The sequence below is a fragment of the Clostridium sp. NSJ-49 genome (genome assembly GCF_014287725.1).
Lineage (GTDB): Bacteria > Bacillota > Clostridia > Clostridiales > Clostridiaceae > Clostridium > Clostridium disporicum_B.
Genome location: NZ_JACOOP010000001.1, coordinates 42,366 through 64,192 on the forward strand (window position 1 = coordinate 42,366; position 21,827 = coordinate 64,192).

Consider the following 21,827-nt stretch of genomic DNA (forward strand, 5'->3'; position numbering starts at 1 on the left):
ATGAGTAAAGTGACTTTTGTAGGTGGTGGGAGTTTTGGTACATCACTAGCTATATTATTAGGTAACAAAGGAAATGATGTATCTATATATGATAGAGATATATCTGTGGTTAACGATATTAATATAAATAGAAAAAATGATAGGTATATAAAAGGATTAGAAGTGCCTAAGAATGTCACAGCTTATAATGATGTAGATAAAGCTTTAGAAGGAGCAGAATATGTTGTTTTAGCATTACCATCTCAGATTATACGAATAGGAGCTAAAACTTTAAAAGGAAAAATATCTTCTGATATACCGGTTATATGCATAGCAAAAGGAATAGAAGAAGGTACTAATAAAACTTTAGTAGAAGTTATTAATGATGAAATAGATAATCCTGTAGTTGTTTTATCTGGTCCAAGTCATGCAGAAGAAGTTGCTTTCAATATACCAACTACTGTTGTAACATCTTCTAAAAATATGAAAGTGGCAGAAGAAGTTCAAGATTTATTTATGACTAAAGAATTTAGAGTTTATACTAATAGTGATTTAGTTGGGGTAGAAATTGGTGGAGCTGTAAAGAATATTATCGCATTAGCTGCCGGAGTTTGTGATGGATTAGGATATGGTGATAATACAAAAGCTGCTTTAATGACTAGAGGAATGGCTGAAATAGTTAGAATTGGTACAAAGTTAGGTGGAAATATTGAAACATTTTTAGGCCTTACTGGAATGGGTGACCTTATAGTTACTTGTACTAGTATGCACTCTAGAAATAGAAAAGCTGGTATTTTAATAGGAAAAGGTATGAGCAAAGATGATGCTGTAAAAGAAGTAGGTATGGTAGTAGAAGGTATTACTGCGTGTAATGCATTCTATAAATTAAAAGAACAGCTAGATGTTGAGATGCCGATTACAGATGGATTATATAGAGTTTTATTTGAAAATAGAAAAGCTAAAGATGTAGTAGATGAACTTTTAAAAAGAGACAAAAAGTCTGAAGTTTATTAATAGTTTGATGCACGTATATAAATATACGTGCATTTTTTGTATTTATATATACTATACATAAACAAAGTGTTGCAAAAGAAAGAATTAAATTTTTTGATTTGAAATAATTATAAGCAGAAAAACCAGTATACTTTTTCTAGCATGAGAATATATATATATTGTTAAAAATATATAGGAGGGAAAATTAGTGGAGGGTTTCAACATATACAGAGATATAGCAGAAAGAACTCAAGGGGACATATATGTAGGAGTAGTTGGACCTGTTAGAACAGGTAAATCTACTTTTATTAAAAAGTTTATGGACCTAATGGTTATACCCAAAATTGAAAATTCTTTTAAGAAAGAGAGAGCAAAAGATGAATTGCCACAAAGTGGATCAGGAAAAACTATTCATACTACAGAACCAAAATTTGTACCAAATGAGGCTGTAGAAATTACTGTGGATGACGATATTAGTTTTAAGGTAAGATTAGTTGATTGTGTAGGTTATATTGTAAAGGGAGCATTAGGGTATTTAGAAGAAGATGAACCTAAGATGGTAAATACACCATGGTATGATTATGAGATACCTTTTGAAGATGCAGCAGAAATTGGAACAAGAAAGGTTATTACAGATCATTCTACTATAGGTTTAGTTGTAACTACTGATGGTAGTATAACTGGTTTAGAGAGATCTGAGTACTTAGAAGCAGAAGAAAGGGTAATAGATGAATTGAAATCAATAAAAAAACCTTTCGTAGTTGTACTTAATACAAAGAACATAAATTCACCAGAGACTGAATCATTGAAGAAACAAATGGAAGCTAAATATGATGTTACAGTTCAAGTGATGGATGTTTATAATATGACTGAAAAAGATATTGAAAATTTATTTGTACATGTACTTAAAGAGTTCCCAGTAAAAGAAATAAACATAGATATGCCTACATGGGTAGAAAAGCTTGATCCAGAACATTGGTTAAAGAAAGAATTCTTTAAAATAGTAAAGGGAATGTGTGACGATGTAGAAAAGATAAAAGACATAAAACCTTCATTTAACTCATTTAAAGAAGATGAAAATGCCAATGCTTCAGAATTAAGTGAGATTAAACTTGGAGAGGGTACTGCAAAAATATTATTAAAGCCAAGTGAAAGTATTTTTTATAAGGTGTTAAGTGAAGATTGTGGAGTTGAGGTTAGCTGTGAGAGTGATTTAATATCTTTAATTAAAGAGCTTAATGTAGCAAAAAAAGAGTATGATAAAATCAAAGATGCTCTTTATGATGTTAGAGAAACAGGTTACGGATTAGTTGCACCACAATTATCAGAAATGAAATTTGAAAAACCTGAAATGATAACTCAAGGAAGTAAATATGGAGTTAAACTTAAAGCTAGTGCACCATCACTACATTTTATAAAGGCTGATATAAAGACTGAAATAAGTCCAATAATGGGATCAGAAAAAGAAAGTGAAGAATTAGTTAAAGCCTTAATGGAAAAATTTGATAGTGATCCAGAATCTTTATGGCAAAGTAATATGTTTGGAAAGTCATTAGAAGTATTAGTTAAAGAAGGCTTACAAAATAAACTTTATAAGATGCCAGAAGATGTTCAAGTTAAGATCCAAAAAACACTTCAAAAAATAATTAATGAAGGTAATGGCGGATTGATCTGTATAATTTTATAACAATATTTGGCACCTATCTTTTTAGATAGGTGCTTTTAAATTTTAGTTAACTTTATAATTATATATATTAAGTGTGAAATATATAGGGAATGTAGAATATAATATATTAAGCAAGTAATATGTGCTTAATATATTATAGTAAAGAGGGATAATATGAATAGCAGATTTTGTACCTATAAAAGAGTGGGTTATTTGAGGCGGAGTGTTGCAGATGAGTTAGGTATAGAGTTTACTGGAGCGATATATGCCTGCCCTGGAGTGCTAAAGCATATTATTAAAAGACATGGTAAACAATTAGACAAGAATATAAAGAAAAATATATTTGAGTTTATGAAAGTTATACTGGAAGAACCGGATTATATCGGACTTTACAAAAGTGAGGAGGGAACTACTTCTATTCAGTTTGTAAAGAAAATGTATAATTATTTGTTGTTAGGAGTGGAGGTGGACGAAATGAACCAGTATATTTATGTATCTACTATGTACCCTATAAATGATAATAAAATAAAAAATAGATTAGATTATGGTGAACTAATTAAAGTGAATTGTGGCTAAAATATATTTATTGAAAGAAATGGAGTGGGGTTGTATAATAAACTCAAGAAATATTTGTTGATAATCTTGAGCTATTAAATTAAGTTTTGAATTAAATTATTGCTTATATAAAAAAGTGGCTTTGCCACTTTTTGTTTGTTTAGGTTATAGGATAAATTATATTGAGATGGAGTGATAAAATGAAGAAGATAGCAGTTATTTTTAATGGTGGGACAATATCTATGAAAGTAGATGAAAGGATTAAGGCAGCTGTTCCAAGTTTAACAGGGGAAGAAATAATGTCTATGGTGACTGGAATAGAGAATTATGCAGAAATAGAATCATATACTTTCTCTAGTATGCCATCACCTCACATGACTTTTGAGACAATATTAGAACTAAGTAATTTCGTAACAGAATTAGTAAATAGAAGTGATATAGATGGGATAGTTATTACACATGGAACTGATACTTTAGAAGAAACAGCATATTTTTTAGATTTAACAATAGATACATCTAAACCGATAGTAATAACTGGAGCTATGAGAAGTAGTTCAGAATTGGGATACGATGGCCCTTTTAATTTAGCAACATCAATTTGTACTGCTATATCTGATGATTCTATTGGAAGAGGAGTTTTAGTTTGCTTTAATGGAGAATTAAATTCAGCAGCAGAAGTTACAAAAGCAAATTCTATGGCTTTAAATGCATTTAGAACTCCTAATTTTGGGCCAATTGGAATTGTAGATAATAATAAGGTTATCTTTTATAGAAATACTATAAATACTTCAAAATACAAAGTTAACAAAATTGATAAAGAAGTAGCGCTGATTAAATGTGCAGTAGACATGGATTCTACATTTATAGATTTTATTATTGAAAAAGGTTATGGTGGAATTGTAATAGAAGCTTTAGGAAGAGGAAATGTTCCACCTAGAATGGTTCCTGGAATAAAGAGAGCTATTGAGAATAATATTCCAGTGGTAATAGTGTCACGATGCTTTGAAGGAAGAGTTCATGAATCTTATGGGTACGAAGGGGGAGGAAAGATGTTGCTAGATTTGGGGATAATATTCGGAGATACACTACCAGGTCAAAAAGCAAGAATAAAACTTCTTTTATCAATAAATTCAGAGTTAGATTTAGAACAAATAAGAAAGCAGTTTGAATAAAGAATGTTAGGGAAAAACTACATAATAAATAATATGTGCGAAAATTGATTTAAAACATATAAAAAACATTCGGAATAGTTGACCGAAAGAGTTAAAAGTGATACAATAATATTCGTAAGGTGATTCGATTGGGATAAACAAACACGAATGTTTCTTTGGAAAAGAAATGTTTTATTATTGATTTATACGCATAGATTTGAATTTTTAAGCTATGGTGAGTCGTCTTAATTAACTTATCATAGCTTTAATTTATTTACATATTATTTATAAGGAGTGTTGAAAATGGGGGAATTATCAACGAAAAAACTATCAACAAAAGAAAAACTTTTACCGATATTAACAAATAAGAATGTTGATATTAAGAAAGAAATGCTTGCAGGGTTAACTACTTTCTTGACAATGGCATATATTATCGCAGTTAATCCTAATATACTATCAGCTACTGGTATGCCTGCTGGAGCATTAGTTACAGCAACTTGTTTAGCGGCTGCACTTGCTTGCATAATGATGGGGTTATTTGCTAACTTACCATTTGCATTAGCTTCAGGTATGGGATTAAATGCTTACTTTGCTTATTCTGTTGTCTTAGGAATGGGAATTTCATGGGAAGTGGCTTTGACAGCTGTATTTATTGAAGGTATCATATTTATATTATTATCAATATTTAAAGTTCGTGAAGCAGTAGTAAATGCTATTCCTAAAAATATGAAATTAGCTGTTACAGGTGGTATTGGATTATTTATAGCGTTTATTGGATTAGTTAATTCAGGGCTTGTAGTTTCAGATGAGGCTACGATGGTTGCTTTAGGTGAATTTACTCCAGCGGTTATAATTACGCTTATAGGATTAGTTATAATAACTGTTTTAAATAAGAAAGGTGTTAGAGGATCTATTCTTTGGGGAATATTGATTTCTTCATTAATTGGATGGGGATATGCTTTAATAAACACAGAAGCAGCTGCAGCTTTAGGAATTTATCTGCCTAGTGGAGTGTTTAAGTTTGAAGGTATAGGAGAAATAGCTGGAAAAATTGATTTAGCTCATGCGTTCCATCCAGATAATTTAAAGATGTTTATAACTGTAGTTTGTACATTCTTATTCGTAGATTTCTTTGATACAGTTGGTACTTTAGTTGGAGTTTGTTCAAAGGCTAAAATGTTAGATAAAGATGGTAATGTTCCTAATGCGGGAAGAGCGCTTTTGGTTGATGCTATAGGAACAACTGCTGGAGCTTGCTTAGGAGTTTCAACAGTTACGACTTATGTTGAAAGTGCAACAGGTGTTGCGGAAGGTGGTAAAACAGGATATACATCAATAACAGTAGGTATATTATTCCTTATTGCAATGTTCTTCTCACCAATAATTGTAGCTATACCGTCATGTGCTACAGCACCAGCGCTTATTTATGTTGGATACTTAATGCTTGAAGCTGTTAAAGAAATAGAGTTTGAAAATATTACTGAAGGAGTGCCAGCATTCTTAACTATAGCTGCGATGCCATTAACATATAGTATAGGTGATGGATTAACTTTAGGAATAATTTCATACGTAGTAATTAACCTAATATATAACATCTTCTTTGCTAAAAGCAAGGAGAAAAAGACAAAGATTTCTTGGGTTATGTATTTACTATTAGTAGTATTTATTTTAAAGATTGCATTCTTATAAAATTAAATAGAGTATAGACGTTTGAAAGTCTACTTCTTAGGAGGTAGACTTTTTTAATTTAATTATGAACAATTTGTTAACAAAAAGTTGACATTAGTAAGTTGAGAATATAAACTGTTTATATTGTCAAAAAAGTATATAAGATAAATATTGAAAGTTAGGGATGAATTATGGTAAAAAGTATGACTAGCTTCGGTAGAAGTAGTAGTGAAGAAGGACAAAAACGTATTTTTACTGTTGAGATGAAAAGTGTCAATAATAGATATTTAGATATAAATATCAGAATGCCTAAAGCTTTAATTTCATTAGAAGAAGAAGTGAGAAAGATGATTTCATCCTCTTTATCAAGAGGAAAAGTTGATGTTTTTATTAACTTAAAAAATTATTCTCAAAATGAAGGAACACCAAAGGTTGATTTAAAGCTTGCTGAAGACTACTTAAATTGTTTAAGAGAAATAGAAACAAATTTTGGACTTAAAAATGATGTATCAGTAATGCAACTTGCAAGATTCCCAGAAGTTATAACAGTAGTTCAAGAAGAAGAGAAGGTAGAGGAGATATTCGAAGAATTAAAACCTTTAATTTCAACTTCAATTGAAATGATGATAAATATGAGAATTGTTGAAGGGGAAAAATTAAAAGAAGATATATTAGATAAAGTAAGTGTAATAGAAGATTTAGTTAGAGAAATCGAAAAGGTAGCTGATACAGTTCCAAAAGCTTATAAAGTTAAATTAGAAGAAAGATTATCAGAACTTTTAAGTGGTGCGGATATTGATCAAAATAGGTTAGCCACAGAAGTATGTATATTTGCAGATAAAGCAACTGTAGATGAAGAAATAACAAGATTAGGAAGTCACATTAGCCAAATTAGAAAAACTTTAAGCTTAAATGAACCTATAGGAAGAAAATTAGATTTTATAATTCAAGAAATGAATAGAGAGACTAATACTATAGGATCTAAATCAAGTGATATTCATATGACTAATATAGTCATTGATATAAAAAATCTTATCGAAAAGATAAGGGAACAAGTTCAAAATATAGAATAATAGGAGGAGAGCAATGGGAATTAAGTTAATCAACATTGGTTTTGGAAATATTGTTTCAGCAAATAGACTTGTAGCAATAGTAAGTCCAGAATCAGCACCGATTAAAAGAATAATCCAAGAAGCTAGAGACAGAGGTATGTTAATCGATGCAACTTATGGAAGAAGAACAAGAGCTGTTTGTATAACTGATAGTGATCATGTAATTTTATCAGCAGTTCAACCAGAAACTGTTGCACATAGATTATCAACTAAAGATGAAACTGTAGATGAGGTTGATGAATAATGACTAATAATAAGGGATTATTAATAGTGGTATCAGGACCATCAGGAGCTGGAAAAGGTACAATATGTAAAGCGTTATTAGAAAAACATGATGATTTATTTATATCTGTTTCAGCTACTACGAGACAGCCTAGAGCTGGTGAAGTAGATGGTGTTAATTATCACTTCATAACAAAAGAAGATTTTATTAAAAGAGTAGAACAAAAAGATTTCCTAGAATATGCTGAAGTATATGGAAATTATTATGGGACACCAAAGTCAAAAGTTGAAGAAATGCTTAATAGTGGCAAAAATGTAATTCTAGAAATAGATATTCAAGGTGCACTTAAAGTTAAAGAGAACTTTAAAGAAGGGGTATTTATATTTATACTTCCTCCATCAATGGAAGAATTAAAACAAAGAATAATTAAAAGAGGCAGTGAAACACCTGAATCTTTAATGAGAAGATTTAAATCTGCATATCAAGAAATAAATTATATATCAAAATATAATTATGCAGTAGTAAATGATATAGTTGATGTAGCAGTTTCTAAAATAGAAGGAATTATTACAGCTGAAAAATGTAGAGTGGATAGAATAAAAGATACAATATTAGATTCTAAGGAGGGCTTAATTCATGAACAACTCTATGATTAATCCATCAATAGTAGACTTATTAAAAAAGGTAGAAGATAGATATTCGTTAGTTATCGTTTCTTCTAGAAGAGCAAGACAAATTATAGATGGAAGTAATCCATTAACAACAAATAAATCAAAAAAACCTTTAACATTAGCTATTAATGAAATTAATGAAGGTTCAGTTAGCTACCATAAGGTAGAAGAAGGTACAAAATAGTCATGAGAGACAAAAAGAGAGTGGTAATAGGTGTTACTGGAGGAATTGCAGTATATAAAGCTTTAGACATAATAAGTGCTTTGAGAAAACAAGATGTTGAAATTAAAGTTATAATGACTGAGTCTGCACAAGAATTCGTTACACCTTTAGCGTTTCAATCGTTAAGCCAAAATATGGTTATAACCGATATGTTTGCAGAACCTAAGGCATGGGAGATTCAACATATATCTTTAGCTCAGTGGGCAGATATAATGTTGATTGCACCAGCCACTGCAAATATTATTGGTAAAGTTGCTAATGGTATAGCAGATGATATGCTTTCTACAACGATAATGGCAACAGAAGCAAAAGTTATTTTTGCGCCAGCTATGAATACAAAAATGTATGAAAATAAAATAGTTCAAGACAATATTAATAAATTGAAAAATTACGGATATAAATTTATAGAACCAGCTAGTGGAAGATTAGCTTGTGGAGATCTTGGAAAAGGTAAATTAGCTAATGTATCTGATATAGTTGATAGAGTATTGTTAGAACTTGAAGAAAAAGAACAAGATCTTTTAGGTAAAAAAGTATTAGTTACTGCAGGACCTACTATAGCGCCTATTGATCCAGTGAGATATATTACAAATAAATCTACAGGAAAGATGGGATATGCTATTGCACAAGAGGCAAAAGAGCGAGGGGCTGAAGTAACATTAGTATCTGGCCCGACAAATATACCTAGAATAGCAGATATTAATTTTATAAGTGTAAAAACTAATAGTGAAATGAAAGATGCAGTTTTAAGGTATTATGATTTTGCTGATATAGTAATTAAGTCAGCAGCAGTAGCTGATTATAAACCTAAAGAATATAGTAATGAAAAGATAAAAAAAGGTGAGGGTGACTTACAGTTAACACTTACTAGAGATAGTGATATCCTAAAAATTTTAGGAGAAAGAAAAAAAGAGCAAATTCTTGTTGGTTTTGCAGCAGAAAGTAATAATGTTTTAAATAATGCAGAAAAGAAGCTTAAAAACAAGAATTTAGATTTTATTGTAGCTAATGATATTACTGCAAGTGATACTGGTTTTGCAAGTGAAGATAATAAAGTGACTATACTGTCTAAGGATGGTAGTGTTATAAATCTTGATAAGATGAGTAAAAAGCAGGTAGCTACAAATATATTTGATATGATTCTAGGAAAGCGCTAATTGCGCTTTTCTTTATATTGAAAGGGTCATTAAAAATAAATATTATATGGATTATATTAGTAATATGAGGGTGATTTTTTGATTCTTTATGGTGAAATAATATTAAATAGCGAAGCTGTAGAAATTGATAGACCTTTTACTTATAAAATTCCTGAAAGTCTTAACGATAAGGTTAGTGTAGGGCAGATTGTAAAAGTTCCTTTTGGCTTTAGAAATAAACCAGTAGAAGGGTTTATAATAAGTATAAAAAAAGAGGATGAAGTAGAATTTGAATACAAGGTGAAAGAATTACTATCTATTGAAACAGAGGAACCAATCATTACCCCAGATGACATTGAATTAATTTATTTTTTGAAGGAAAAATATCTTTGTAAATATATAGATGCTTTTAGGCTTTTAATACCTATAGGGATTATGAAAGGTGCTAAAAATAAAGTTAAAAATGTTATAGTATTAGTTAAAGATGATTTAGATGATATAAAAAATCCAGATGGATATAAAGAAATTATAAATATTTTAAAAGAGTATTCAGGTAAATATTCTAAAAGTGAACTAATAAAGAACTTTTCTATATCTCAATATAAACTTAACAACTTGATAAAAAAAGGAATTTTAAAATCCGTAGAAGAAGTTGTATTTAGGTATAATGAAAGAGAATATATAAAAGATGAAGATAAAAAATTAACTTATGAGCAACATAATGCTATAGAAAAAATATTGAATTCTGATAAAAATATCTTTTTGTTAAAAGGGGTAACGGGATCAGGAAAAACAGAAATATATATGAGATTAGTTCAATGGGAATTGAGAAATAATAGATCAGCTATAATCTTAGTACCAGAAATAGCTTTAACACCGCAGATGATAGAAAGATTTAAAGGAAGATTTGGCAAAGATGTAGCGTTGTTTCATAGTAAGCTTTCAGATGGAGAGAGATTTGATGAGTGGCATAGAGTTAAAGAAGGAAAAGCAAGAGTAATTGTAGGAGCAAGAAGCGCACTGTTTTTACCTGCTAAAAACTTAGGGCTTATTATAATAGATGAAGAACATGAAAATACATATAAGTCAGAGCAAAATCCTAAATATCAAGCAAAAGAAGTTGCTGAATATATTGTAAATAAAAGGGGAGCTAAATTAGTTTTAGGCTCAGCAACACCTACTATTGAAAGTTATTATAGAGCTATTTCAGGTGAAATTGATTTAGTTGAGATTACTAAAAGAGTCGATGGTAAACCTATGCCTACAATGGAACTTGTTGATATGAGAGAAGAGTTGAAGGTAGGTAATAGATCATTATTTAGTAGGAAGCTATTTAAGAGCATCGAAGAAGTGCTGGCGAAAAAAGAACAAATAGTTTTGTTTTTAAATAGAAGAGGTTTTTCAACGTTTGTATCATGTAGAAGTTGTGGATATGTTTTTAAATGTGATGAATGTGAAATTTCTATGACATATCATAAAAATGGTTTTCTAGTATGTCATTATTGTGGTAAAACTAAAAGAGAGCCTAGTAAATGCCCAAAATGTGAAAGTAAATATGTGAAATTTTTTGGAGCAGGAACGCAAAGGGTTGAAGACGAAATAAAAAAGTACTTTAAAGATGCAAGAGTTATAAGAATGGATGTAGATACTACAAGAGCAAAGGATTCTCATGAGAGATTATATAATGCCTTTAAAAGAGGAGAGGGAGATATTTTAATTGGAACCCAAATGATTTCAAAAGGATTAGATTTCCCGAATGTAACTTTAGTTGGCATTTTAGCGGCTGATATGTCTATCAATATACCGGATTATAGATCAGCAGAAAGAACCTTTCAATTAATAACTCAAGTTGCAGGAAGAGCAGGTAGAGGGGTTAAAGAAGGAAAGGTTATTATACAGACATATACTCCAGAACATTATAGCTTACAATATGCTAAAAATTATGATTATGAAGGATTCTATGAAAAAGAATTTACAGTGAGGGCATTAATGAATTATCCTCCTTTTGGGAAAATATTATTAATAAATGGAAGTTCAAAAGATGAAAAAATACTAAAAGATTTTATGAATGATATAGCAACTAAGATATCTATGGTGGTAAAAGATTATGATGAAATTGATATATTAGGTCCTATTCCATGTATGATTCAGAAAATCAAGGAAAATTTTAGGTGGCAAATAGTTCTAAAAGGGGAATTTGATTTAAAATTTGCAAAAAAAATTCAAGAATTACTTTATGATAATAATAAGAGCAATTATAATGAAATAAGAATAAGTATAGATATTAATCCAAACAGTCTAATTTAGGAGGAATAATTATGGCAATTAGAAATATAAGAAAAATTGGTGATGATGTTTTAAGAAAGAAATGTAAAGAGATTACAGAAATAACACCAAGAGATTTAGTTTTAATAAAAGACATGGCTGAGACTATGTATGCTGCTGATGGTGTTGGGTTAGCAGCTCCTCAAGTAGGAATTTTAAAAAGATTATTTGTAATTGATATAAGAGATGAAGAAGGGCTAATGGTATTTATTAATCCAGAAATATTAGAAACTAGTGGATCTCAAATTGATGATGAAGGGTGCTTAAGTGTTCCAGGTGAATCTTGTGAAGTAGAGCGTCCAAATTATGTTAAGGTAAGAGCTTTCAATGAAAAAGGAGAGCAATTTATTTTAGAAGCAGAAGGACTACTTGCAAGAGCTGTGCTTCATGAAAATGACCATTTAAATGGTGTTTTATACGTAGACTACAGAAAATAAGGAGAGATTAGAATGAAGATTGTATTTATGGGAACTCCAGATTTTGCTGTACCTTCATTAGAAAAAATTATTTCTAAATATGGAGTTGAAGCTGTATTTACTCAACCTGATAGACCAAAAGGAAGAGGTAAAAAGATGGCTTACTCACCAGTAAAAGAGGTTGCTGTAAAGCATAATATAAAAGTTTTTCAACCAGAAAAGCTAAAGGAAGATAGAGAAGCTATAGAATATTTAAAAGATTTAAAACCAGACTTTATAATAGTAGTTGCTTTTGGGCAAATATTAACTAAAGAGGTTTTAGATATACCTAGTATAGGATGTATAAACCTACATGCATCATTATTACCTATGTATAGAGGAGCAGCACCTCTTAATTGGGTAGTGATAAATGGAGAAAAAGTATCTGGAAATACAACTATGCTTATGGATGTTGGCTTAGATACTGGAGATATGCTATTAAAGGATGAAGTAGAAATAACTGAAAATATGACAGCAGGTGAATTGCATGATAAGCTTATGATAAGTGGAGCTGATCTTTTAATAAAAACTATTGAAGGAATGTCAAAAGGAGAAATAACTCCAATAAAGCAAGAAGGTGAAACTTGTTATGCTAAAATGTTAAATAAAGATACAGGAAAAATAGATTGGGAAAAATCGGCTAAAGATATTCACAATTTAATAAGAGGACTTAATCCATGGCCTATAGCTCATACTACATATAAAGGTGAAAGTATGAAAATCTATGAAAGTATTGTTATAAATGAAAATAGTTCTAAAGAACCAGGAACTATTATTAGTGTTAACAAAAGTGGTATGAAGGTAAACACTTCAGATGGAATAATATTAATAAAGAAGATTCAATTTCCAAATGGTAAGCCATTAACAATTGAACAATATATTAATGGTAAAGAGATTGAAGTAGGAACTAAACTAGTATAAAGAAAGGGAGAGGGAAATATGCCTTTTGGATTTTATCCAGATAGAACAATGTTAATGCTAATACCAGCGATATTAATTGCTTTATGGGCTCAAAGTAAGGTAAGTAGTACTTATAGAAAATATAAAGCTATAAGAACTATGAATGGATATACTGGTGAGCAAGTGGCTAGAATGATGTTAGATGAAGCCGGACTTTATGATGTACCAGTTGTAGAAACAGGTGGGGAGTTATCGGATCATTATGATCCAACTCGTAGAATTGTAAGATTATCGAGAGATGTGTTTTACGGAACATCTATATCTGCAGCAGGAATAGCAGCTCATGAAATTGGGCATGCAATACAACATAAAGAGCACTATAAACCACTTGTTTTACGTACATCAATAGCTACAGGCGTTAATTTTGCAAGTCAAATGTCTATGATTTTATTTGTTTTAGGGATATTTTTAAGCATTCCTGGACTTACAACTATAGGAATTATATTCTTTTCTGCATCAGTAATTTATCAACTAGTTACATTACCGGTTGAGTTTAATGCATCTAGTAGAGCGTTAAAGGTGTTAGAAGGAAGAGGAATTTTACTAGGAAATGAAGTAGATGGGGCAAAAAAGGTATTAGGTGCAGCAGCTATGACTTATGTAGCAGCAGCATTAATGTCAATAACACAATTATTAAGATTAATTGCATTAAGCAATAGAAATAACGATTAAGAGGTAAAGTATGAATAGTAGAGAAATAGCATTAAATGTAGTAAATAGAGTATTAAATGAAGGAGCTTATTCAAATTTAGTTCTTTCTAAAGAACTAAATCAGTCTGATTTATGTGATAAAGATAAGGCTTTAGTAACAGAACTTGTTTATGGAACATTAAGAAGAAAAAATACTTTAGATACTATAATTTCAAATTTTATAAGAGATATAAATGAAATGGATAGAGAAGTATTAAATATATTAAGAATTGCAATATATCAAATGCATTTCTTAGATAAGGTTCCAGAGTTCGCTGCATGTAATGAAGCAGTTGAACTAGCTAAAAAGATATCTGAAAAAGATGCTAAATTAGTTAATGGAATATTAAGAAGTTACACTAAAAATCCAGATGATATAGAGGTTAAAAGTGGAAAAGTTAATGAATTAGCGTATATCTATTCATATGAAGATTGGTTCATAAGAATGATATATAAGCAATATGGTGAAAATTACGGTAAAAAGATACTTGCTGGATTAAATCAAACTCCAAAGGTTACTGTAAGAGTAAATAATAATAAGGCTGATTATGATGAAGTTTATGACAAACTTGAAGAAATGGAATATAACATAGAAGAAGGATATGCTTGTCCTGAAGCTATAATAATTTCAGGAGGAAAGTCAGTTGAGAATAATCCTTTATTTGTAGAAGGATATATAACTGTTCAAGACGAAAGTGCGATGATTGTAGCGCCATTATTAGATGTAAAAGAAGGGGATACAGTTTTAGACTTATGTGCTGCTCCTGGAGGAAAAACAACTCATATAGCAGAGTTATTAAATAATACAGGAAAAGTTTTAGCTTTTGATTTACATGAAAATAAGTTATCACTAATTACTGAAAATGTTGACAGATTAGGATTAAACAATGTAACTGTAGATGTTATGGATGCAACAAAGTTAAATAGTAAATTAATAGCATCTGCTGACTCTGTTTTAATAGACGTACCATGTTCAGGTATTGGTATAATAAGAAAGAAACCAGAAATAAAGTGGAATAAAACAAGAAATTCACTTAAAGAATTAGTTCCAGTTCAAAGAGAAATAATGGATAATGCATGGCATTATTTAAAGAGTGGAGGAACTTTAGTATATTCTACATGTACTCTTAATAAAGAAGAAAATGAAGATAATATAAATTGGTTCTTAAATAAATATAAAGATGCAGAAATAGAGAAAATATTCTTAGGTAATATGGAAAACTTTATATATAATGATAATGGTTCTTTAACAATATTACCAAATCAATATATGGATGGATTCTTTGTAGCAAAGCTTAAGAAAAAGTAGTAGGTGAACCTATGGAAAATTTATTAGATTTCACATTAGAAGAATTACAAAATTGGATGAAGGAAAATGGGGAAAGTGCTTTTAGAGCAAAGCAAGTTTTTTCATGGATATATAATGAAGTATGGGATTATGATGATATGAAGAATATTCCTAATTCTTTAAAGCATAAACTAAAAGATAACTTTTATATAGGAATACCTAAAATTGAAGAAGTATATGAGTCTTCTTTAGATGGAACTAAAAAAATGCTTTTAAGATTTAGAGATGGAAACATAATAGAATCAGTAATAATGCAATATAAACATGGAAATTCAATATGTATTTCAACACAAGTAGGGTGCAGAATGGGATGTAAGTTCTGTGCTTCTACCTTAGGTGGGCGTGTTAGGGATTTAACTTGTGGAGAGATTTTAGCACAAGTTATTATAGGTAAAAAAGTATGTGGTGATAGAATTTCAAATATAGTACTTATGGGAAGTGGGGAACCTCTAGATAATTTTGATAATGTTATGAAGTTCCTTAAACTAGTAAATGCTGATTATGGATTAAATATTGGTCAAAGACATATTACTTTATCTACATGTGGTATAGTACCTAAAATAATTGAATTAGCAGATAAAGAGATGAGCATAACATTAGCGATTTCATTACATGCATTTAGCGATGAGAAGAGAAAAGAAATAATGCCTATAGCAAATAAGTATACTATATCTGAAATTTTAGATTCCTGTAGATATTACATAGAAAAAACAGGAAGAAGAATTACTTTTGAATACTCATTAGTTTCAGGAGTAAATGATAGTAAAGAAGATGCTAGATCGCTAGGAAGAATTTTAAAAGGTATGTTATGTCATGTTAATTTAATTCCTGTAAATGAGATAAAAGAAAATACGCTAAAAAGACCATCTAAAAAGGTTATAGAGGAATTTGAAGAGATATTAAAGAATAATGGTATTGAAGTTACTGTAAGAAGGGAAATGGGTGCAGACATAAATGCTGCTTGTGGACAGTTAAGAAAGAGTTACATAGAGTCTGCTAAGTAAAAGGAAGGGGTTATTGTATGGTTAGTATGAAGAGTGATAAAGGGATAGTTAGAAGTTTAAATGAAGACTATGCTGATTTTTATGAAGGAAATAACTATAAGATTTATGTTGTAGCTGATGGAATGGGAGGCCATAATGCTGGAGAAGTAGCAAGTAAAATGGCTGTGGAATCAGTAATTGAATATATAAATAAGCAGGACTTATTAGAACACTCTTTAGAAGAAGCTATTTTATATGCCAATAGAAAAATATATGATCTTTCAATAAAAGAAAAGAGTTATGGTGGCATGGGAACAACATTAACCGCTTGTCTTGTAAGAGATAATATAATTGAGATTGCAAATGTTGGAGATAGTTGCTGTTTTGGTTTGAATGAAAAAGGAATAATCAAATTAACAAAAGATCACTCGTTGGTACAAGAACTTATAGATTCAGGATCTTTGACAGAAGAGGAAGGTAGAAATCATCCTAAGAAGAACATAATAACAAGAGCATTAGGTACTTCGAAAGATGTAGTAGTAGATATATTTAAAATTGAAAAGAATAAGTTTAAAGTCTTTTTACTTTGTTCAGATGGATTGATTAATGAAGTATCTAAAGAAGAAATTTTTAATATTATTACTAATAGTAAAGATTTAGATCAGGCTACTAATGAGCTGGTTTCTTTAGCAAAAGAACAAGGGGGAAGAGATAATATTACTGTCTTGCTGTTTGGAGGAGAGGTGTAGAAATGATCGGGATGATATTAGGGGATAGATATGAGTTATTAGAAGTAATAGGTGAAGGTGGAATGGCTGTAGTTTACAAGGCTAGAGATAAAAAGCTTAATAGACTAGTAGCAGTAAAAATTCTAAAAAAAGAATTTGCTGATAATAAAGATATATCTGAGAAGTTTAAAAAAGAAGCTACAGCTATAGCTAATTTATCTGATATGAATATAGTTAATGTATTAGATGTAGGACATGAAGATGAAGATAATATAGACTATTTTGTAATGGAATTAGTTGAAGGAAAAACATTAAAAGAGATAATATTATCAAATGGAAAGATTAGTTGGTCTACAGCAAGTACAATTGCAATTCAAGTAGCTAAAGCTTTAGACTGTGCTCACAGAAATGGAATTATTCATAGAGATGTAAAACCACAAAATATACTAATAACTGAGCATGGTGATGTTAAAGTAACAGATTTCGGAATTGCAAAAAGTGCAACATCTTCTACTATTACAAATACAACAACAATTATGGGATCAGCTCACTATTTATCTCCAGAACAAGCTAAAGGTACATTTATAGATTATAGAACAGATTTATATTCTTTAGGGATAGTATTATATGAAATGGTAACAGCTAAGCTTCCTTTTGATGGAGAATCACCAGTTACTATTGCTTTAAAGCATATACAGCAAGAGCCAATCGAGCCTAAAAAGTTAAATGATGCAATACCAGAAAGTTTAAATAATTTTATTCTTAAAGCTATTAGCAAGGATCCTATTTTAAGATATCAAACTGCAAAAGAAATGATTAGTGACTTACAAAGAATAAAAGAAAATCCTATGGTAGGAATACAACCACCTTCTGAAAATGATGGTGGAAGAACTATCGTGATGAGTCCTATTAAGACTGATGTTAATCCAAAACCCAAAAAAGCTGATAAAGTAATCCAACACCAAAATCGAATAGATAATGAAGAGTATGAAGAAGATGAAGAAGATTTTGATGATGATTATTTTAAGAAGAAAAATAAGAAAAAAGGCAAAGGATTAATAGTTGGTGGAATAATAGTAGTTCTTTTATTACTAGTAGGAATCTTTACAACTATATTTCTTAGTGGAAATAAAGTTGAACAAATTAAAGTTCCTAATATAGTAGGTAAGAATTTCGATGAAGCAAAAAAAGAAATTGAAGCATTAGGTTTAAAACTTGAGGTAGAGAAAACAGAAAATAGTGATAAACCAGATGGTGAAATTTTAAGTAGTAATCTGTTAGCTGATGCAATGATAGATAAAGGATCAATTATTAAAGTTGTTGTTTCAGGTGGAGTAGAAAAAGTTATTGTACCAAATTTAAGAGATTATGAAGAAAATGTAATAAAGCAATATTTAGATTCTAAAGGATTTAAATATGAATTAAATTATGAATTTAATGATGATGTTGAAAAAGGATATTATGTTAGTCAAGATCCTAAGGCTGGAACTGAAATACCTAAAGGTGATACTATTTATGTAACTATAAGTAAGGGCCCTGAGGTTAAATTAGTTAAAGTTAAAAACTATATTGGATATAATGTTAATGATGCAAAAGCAGATTTAGAAAATCAAAAGTTTATAGTTAATATTATTGAACAAGAAACAGATAGACAAAATGAAGATGGAAAAGTAATAGATCAACCTGTTAAAGATATTGAAGTTAAAGAGGGAACATCTATTGATCTTTATGTAGGAAAATACGTTGAACCTACAACAGATATAAATCAATTTATATCAGAAGGAATGCTACTATCAGATGCAATTGTTGTATTAGATTCTAATAATATTAAGTATAGCGTAGATGGAGGAATGCCTCCAGCAGCAGAAACTAACCAATATAAGGTGGTAGGATTTACACCAAGCATAAAAGATGGTGAACTTGTTAAAATACAAGTAGAAAAGATAGAATCATTACCTACGGATACATCTCCAGAAAGTCAATCTTCAGAAAATCAACCTTCAGAAAATCAATCGCCAAATAACGAAGGATCAAATTAAAATACTAAATGGTATTAGACTAATTTATATAATGAATACCCCTTTATAGTAGAAGTTTCATAGATAAAATTGCTTCTATAAAAGGGGTATTCTTATTATATTTATAGGTAATAGCTTAAATATATTGCATTTTTTATTAAAAGGTGTTTATTATAATAAGAGAACAAATTCTTTGGAGGAAATATGAAAGGAAAAATAATTAAGGGAATTGGTGGTTTTTACTATGTAAAAACATCAGAAGGACTTATTGAATGTAAGGCCAGAGGTAAATTTAGACATAAAGATATGAAGCCTATGGTTGGAGATGATGTAGAAATAGAAGTTAGTAATGGTAAAGGGGTAATTGAAGATATATTTGAGAGGAAATCTCAATTGATTAGACCTACTGTTGCAAATGTAACTCAGGCTTTTGTTGTTTTTGCTGTCAAAAATCCAGATATAAATTTTGATTTATTAAATAGGTTTTTGATTTTATGCGAACACAATAATATTAAAGCAGTAGTATGTTTAAATAAGGTGGATTTAGTTTCAGAAGAAGAGAAAGAAGCTATAAGGCAAAGAATAGTAGATATAGGCTATGAAGTGTTATACATAAATGCAAAAAAAGGAATTGGAGTAGAAAAGCTTAGAGAGAAGTTAGATAATAATGAAACAGTTTTATGTGGGCCGTCAGGGGCTGGTAAATCAACACTAATTAATACATTAACTCAAAAGTTCCATATGGAAACAGGGGAAGTATCAGAAAAGATAGGAAGAGGTAAACATACAACAAGGCATAGTGAATTAATAGATGTAGTTGGTGGATATATAGTAGATACTCCAGGATTTTCAACGTTAGAAGTAAACTTTATTGAAAAAGAAGATTTAAGATATAGTTTTCCGGAATTTGAAGAGTATAATAATTTGTGTAAATTTAGAGGGTGTCTTCATTATAAAGAACCTAACTGTGCAGTAAAAAAAGCAGTTGAAGAAGGCAAAATTAACAAATATAGATATGATTTTTATATAAGAACATTAGAAGAGAAAATGGATGGGAGGAAATATTAATGATAAAGATTGCACCGTCAATATTATCAGCAGATTTTTCGAAATTAGGAGAGGATATAGAGAAACTTCATAATGCTGGAGCTGATTTCATTCATATTGATGTTATGGATGGAAGATTTGTTCCAAACATAAGTTTTGGTATGCCAATAATAAAAGCTATAAGAAATAGAACAGATAAAGTTTTTGATGTTCATTTAATGATTGAAGAACCATCAAAATATATTGATGACTTTATAGCAGCAGGAGCAGATTTAATCACTATACATTATGAAGCAGAGAAGCATATAGATAGAGCTATACAGTATATTAAATCTAAAGGTGTTAAGGCTGCTGTAGCGCTTAATCCAGGAACACCTACAACTGTTTTAAAGGATATAATAAGTGAATTAGATATGGTGCTTATAATGTCTGTAAATCCTGGATTTGGTGGGCAGAAGTTTATAAAATATTCTATAGATAAAATAAAAGAAGTTAAAGCTATGAGTGAAAAGGTTAATAAAGATTTGCTTATTCAAGTTGATGGAGGAATTGACCCTTCTAATGTTTTAGATGTTATTGAAGCAGGAGCAAACGTTATTGTAGCAGGTTCAGCAGTGTTTAAAAATGGAGAGATAGAAAAGAATATTTCATTATTAAGAGGAAGATAGTATGAAGGCTTTAATAGTTTCAGGAGGAGAAAGACCGTCTATAGAGTTGTTAAAAGAAATAGCGGCTGAATCAGAGCTAATTATTGGTGCTGATAAAGGTTGTGATTCTTTATATGATTCAAAAATAATACCTAAATATATAGTAGGAGATTTTGATTCTGCTAATATTAAAAAAGTCAATTATTTAAAAGAATATGGAGCTATAAAGTTAGAATTTAACCCGGAAAAAGATTTTACTGATTCAGATAGTGCACTAAATTTAGCAATAGAAGAAGGGGCTAATGATATAATATTATTAGGGGTTACAGGTAGTAGATTAGATCATACCTTTGGAAATTTAGGATTACTAATTAGCGCGTTGAATAAAAATGTTAAGGCTACCATTATAAATGAAAATAATAAAATATTTATCGTTAGAAATAGTGTTTCTTTAAATAAAGATATAAGATACAAGTACATATCATTTTTATCTTATGGAGATGTAGTAAAAGGGCTAACTATAAGAAATGCAAAATATAATTTAAAAAATTATGATCTTTTTATAGGAGATACTATGACAGTGTCTAATGAATTTATAGATGAAAATATAGAAGTAGAATTTAAGTCAGGTAAACTTTTAGTAATTTACTCTAATGATTAAATAAATTGTCTAAAAATAAAATAATATTTATTTTAAAATTTCTTAAAAATTAATCACCTAATTCCTTACTAATGCATAATATGAATATGTAGGAAAGGTGATTTTTTTTAGGAGGGATTTTAATGAGGATAATAGCAATAAAATTACCGAAGTTTTTATCATCTATTATTAAGTTTTTTACAAGAAAAAAATAATTACATAGGGATATAATGATACCTATAAAATTAAAAAATAAAAAATGCAATTGAGTTAATCAATTGCATTTTTTATTTGAACTTATATTGCTCTTTCAACCTTACCAGATCTAAGGCATCTTGTACATACATGAACAGTTTTTGGTGTTCCGTTAACTAAAGCCTTTACTCTCTTTATGTTAGGAGCCCAAGTTCTCTTAGATTGACGATGTGAGTGTGAGTATTGAGTTCCAGATACAACACCTTTGTTACAAACTTCGCATCTTCTTGCCACTTGAAAACACCTCCTTATTATGTGAAGATAAATTCTCTTCAATAGGACAAAATAGATTCTATCATAAAATATATACAATTTGCAAGCGAAAATAAAAAAAAATAGAAATATACTAATAAT

Annotated in this window: 22 protein-coding genes; 21 read left to right on the plus strand and 1 reads right to left on the minus strand. The window is 29.8% G+C overall.

All coding sequences use genetic code 11. The features are described 5' to 3' along the window. The 21 genes from H8S10_RS00205 to H8S10_RS00305 all read left to right on the plus strand — a co-directional run bounded on the left by H8S10_RS00205 (window position 1) and on the right by H8S10_RS00305 (window position 21,239). The gene (locus tag H8S10_RS00205) at window positions 1-993 is read left to right on the plus strand and encodes an NAD(P)H-dependent glycerol-3-phosphate dehydrogenase (protein ID WP_055263219.1); all 993 of its coding nucleotides are present in this window, start codon (window positions 1-3) and stop codon (window positions 991-993) included. A gap of 187 nt (window positions 994-1,180) precedes the next feature. Beyond that, window positions 1,181-2,659 carry a stage IV sporulation protein A gene (gene spoIVA, locus H8S10_RS00210; RefSeq protein ID WP_055263221.1) on the plus strand — a complete coding sequence of 493 codons (1,479 nt, stop codon included), beginning with the start codon at window positions 1,181-1,183 and terminating at the stop codon, window positions 2,657-2,659. 153 nt (window positions 2,660-2,812) lie between these two features. After that, window positions 2,813-3,214, plus strand: coding sequence for a PBECR2 nuclease fold domain-containing protein (locus H8S10_RS00215; protein ID WP_055263223.1), 402 nt, complete (start codon window positions 2,813-2,815; stop codon window positions 3,212-3,214). Window positions 3,215-3,393: 179 nt separating this feature from the next. Further along, on the plus strand, window positions 3,394-4,365 hold the full coding sequence (locus tag H8S10_RS00220; RefSeq protein WP_055263225.1) for an asparaginase: 972 nt from the start codon (window positions 3,394-3,396) through the stop codon (window positions 4,363-4,365). A 282-nt stretch (window positions 4,366-4,647) separates the two neighbouring features. Then, the gene (locus H8S10_RS00225; protein WP_055263227.1) at window positions 4,648-6,033 is read left to right on the plus strand and encodes an NCS2 family permease; all 1,386 of its coding nucleotides are present in this window, start codon (window positions 4,648-4,650) and stop codon (window positions 6,031-6,033) included. A 170-nt stretch (window positions 6,034-6,203) separates the two neighbouring features. Beyond that, on the plus strand, window positions 6,204-7,085 hold the full coding sequence (locus tag H8S10_RS00230; protein ID WP_055263229.1) for a YicC/YloC family endoribonuclease: 882 nt from the start codon (window positions 6,204-6,206) through the stop codon (window positions 7,083-7,085). Window positions 7,086-7,098: 13 nt separating this feature from the next. Then, window positions 7,099-7,368 (plus strand): DUF370 domain-containing protein, encoded by a 270-nt coding sequence (locus H8S10_RS00235; RefSeq protein ID WP_032118106.1) that lies wholly within the window; start codon window positions 7,099-7,101, stop codon window positions 7,366-7,368. Then, complete coding sequence (gene gmk, locus H8S10_RS00240) at window positions 7,368-8,003, plus strand: guanylate kinase (RefSeq protein WP_084758926.1); 636 nt, start codon at window positions 7,368-7,370, stop codon at window positions 8,001-8,003. Before H8S10_RS00235 ends, gmk begins: the two co-directional genes overlap by 1 nt. Then, window positions 7,984-8,202 (plus strand): DNA-directed RNA polymerase subunit omega, encoded by a 219-nt coding sequence (gene rpoZ / locus H8S10_RS00245; protein ID WP_055263233.1) that lies wholly within the window; start codon window positions 7,984-7,986, stop codon window positions 8,200-8,202. The genes gmk and rpoZ overlap by 20 nt, the downstream gene beginning before the upstream one ends. A gap of 2 nt (window positions 8,203-8,204) precedes the next feature. Continuing rightward, window positions 8,205-9,398, plus strand: a complete 1,194-nt coding sequence (gene coaBC / locus H8S10_RS00250; RefSeq protein WP_055263235.1) for a bifunctional phosphopantothenoylcysteine decarboxylase/phosphopantothenate--cysteine ligase CoaBC — start codon at window positions 8,205-8,207, stop codon at window positions 9,396-9,398. 78 nt (window positions 9,399-9,476) lie between these two features. After that, a complete protein-coding gene (gene priA / locus H8S10_RS00255) occupies window positions 9,477-11,684 on the plus strand; it encodes a primosomal protein N' (RefSeq protein ID WP_186837556.1) in 2,208 nt (735 codons plus the stop codon). An 11-nt stretch (window positions 11,685-11,695) separates the two neighbouring features. After that, window positions 11,696-12,139: a peptide deformylase gene (gene def / locus H8S10_RS00260; protein WP_055263239.1), complete on the plus strand. Its 444-nt coding sequence runs from the start codon at window positions 11,696-11,698 to the stop codon at window positions 12,137-12,139. Window positions 12,140-12,151: 12 nt separating this feature from the next. Further along, window positions 12,152-13,078: a methionyl-tRNA formyltransferase gene (fmt, locus tag H8S10_RS00265; protein ID WP_055263241.1), complete on the plus strand. Its 927-nt coding sequence runs from the start codon at window positions 12,152-12,154 to the stop codon at window positions 13,076-13,078. Window positions 13,079-13,096: 18 nt separating this feature from the next. Further along, on the plus strand, window positions 13,097-13,789 hold the full coding sequence (locus H8S10_RS00270; RefSeq protein ID WP_055263243.1) for a zinc metallopeptidase: 693 nt from the start codon (window positions 13,097-13,099) through the stop codon (window positions 13,787-13,789). Between the two features lie 10 nt (window positions 13,790-13,799). After that, window positions 13,800-15,116, plus strand: a complete 1,317-nt coding sequence (gene rsmB, locus H8S10_RS00275; protein WP_186837557.1) for a 16S rRNA (cytosine(967)-C(5))-methyltransferase RsmB — start codon at window positions 13,800-13,802, stop codon at window positions 15,114-15,116. A gap of 11 nt (window positions 15,117-15,127) precedes the next feature. Continuing rightward, window positions 15,128-16,159: a 23S rRNA (adenine(2503)-C(2))-methyltransferase RlmN gene (gene rlmN / locus H8S10_RS00280; protein WP_055263247.1), complete on the plus strand. Its 1,032-nt coding sequence runs from the start codon at window positions 15,128-15,130 to the stop codon at window positions 16,157-16,159. A 17-nt stretch (window positions 16,160-16,176) separates the two neighbouring features. Continuing rightward, window positions 16,177-16,887 carry a Stp1/IreP family PP2C-type Ser/Thr phosphatase gene (locus tag H8S10_RS00285; RefSeq protein WP_186837558.1) on the plus strand — a complete coding sequence of 237 codons (711 nt, stop codon included), beginning with the start codon at window positions 16,177-16,179 and terminating at the stop codon, window positions 16,885-16,887. Window positions 16,888-16,889: 2 nt separating this feature from the next. Beyond that, window positions 16,890-18,905, plus strand: a complete 2,016-nt coding sequence (pknB, locus tag H8S10_RS00290) for a Stk1 family PASTA domain-containing Ser/Thr kinase (protein WP_186837559.1) — start codon at window positions 16,890-16,892, stop codon at window positions 18,903-18,905. A 183-nt stretch (window positions 18,906-19,088) separates the two neighbouring features. After that, window positions 19,089-19,952 carry a ribosome small subunit-dependent GTPase A gene (gene rsgA / locus H8S10_RS00295; protein ID WP_055263253.1) on the plus strand — a complete coding sequence of 288 codons (864 nt, stop codon included), beginning with the start codon at window positions 19,089-19,091 and terminating at the stop codon, window positions 19,950-19,952. Further along, entirely contained in the window at window positions 19,952-20,599 is a 648-nt protein-coding gene (gene rpe, locus H8S10_RS00300) for a ribulose-phosphate 3-epimerase (protein ID WP_055263255.1), read from the plus strand. The genes rsgA and rpe overlap by 1 nt, the downstream gene beginning before the upstream one ends. 1 nt (window position 20,600) lies before the next feature. Continuing rightward, complete coding sequence (locus tag H8S10_RS00305; RefSeq protein WP_055263257.1) at window positions 20,601-21,239, plus strand: thiamine diphosphokinase; 639 nt, start codon at window positions 20,601-20,603, stop codon at window positions 21,237-21,239. Between the two features lie 276 nt (window positions 21,240-21,515). Here the strand turns inward: H8S10_RS00305 and rpmB are convergent, their stop codons facing one another. Then, window positions 21,516-21,707 (minus strand): 50S ribosomal protein L28, encoded by a 192-nt coding sequence (gene rpmB, locus H8S10_RS00310; RefSeq protein WP_005213497.1) that lies wholly within the window; start codon window positions 21,705-21,707, stop codon window positions 21,516-21,518. Window positions 21,708-21,827 lie beyond the last annotated feature (120 nt).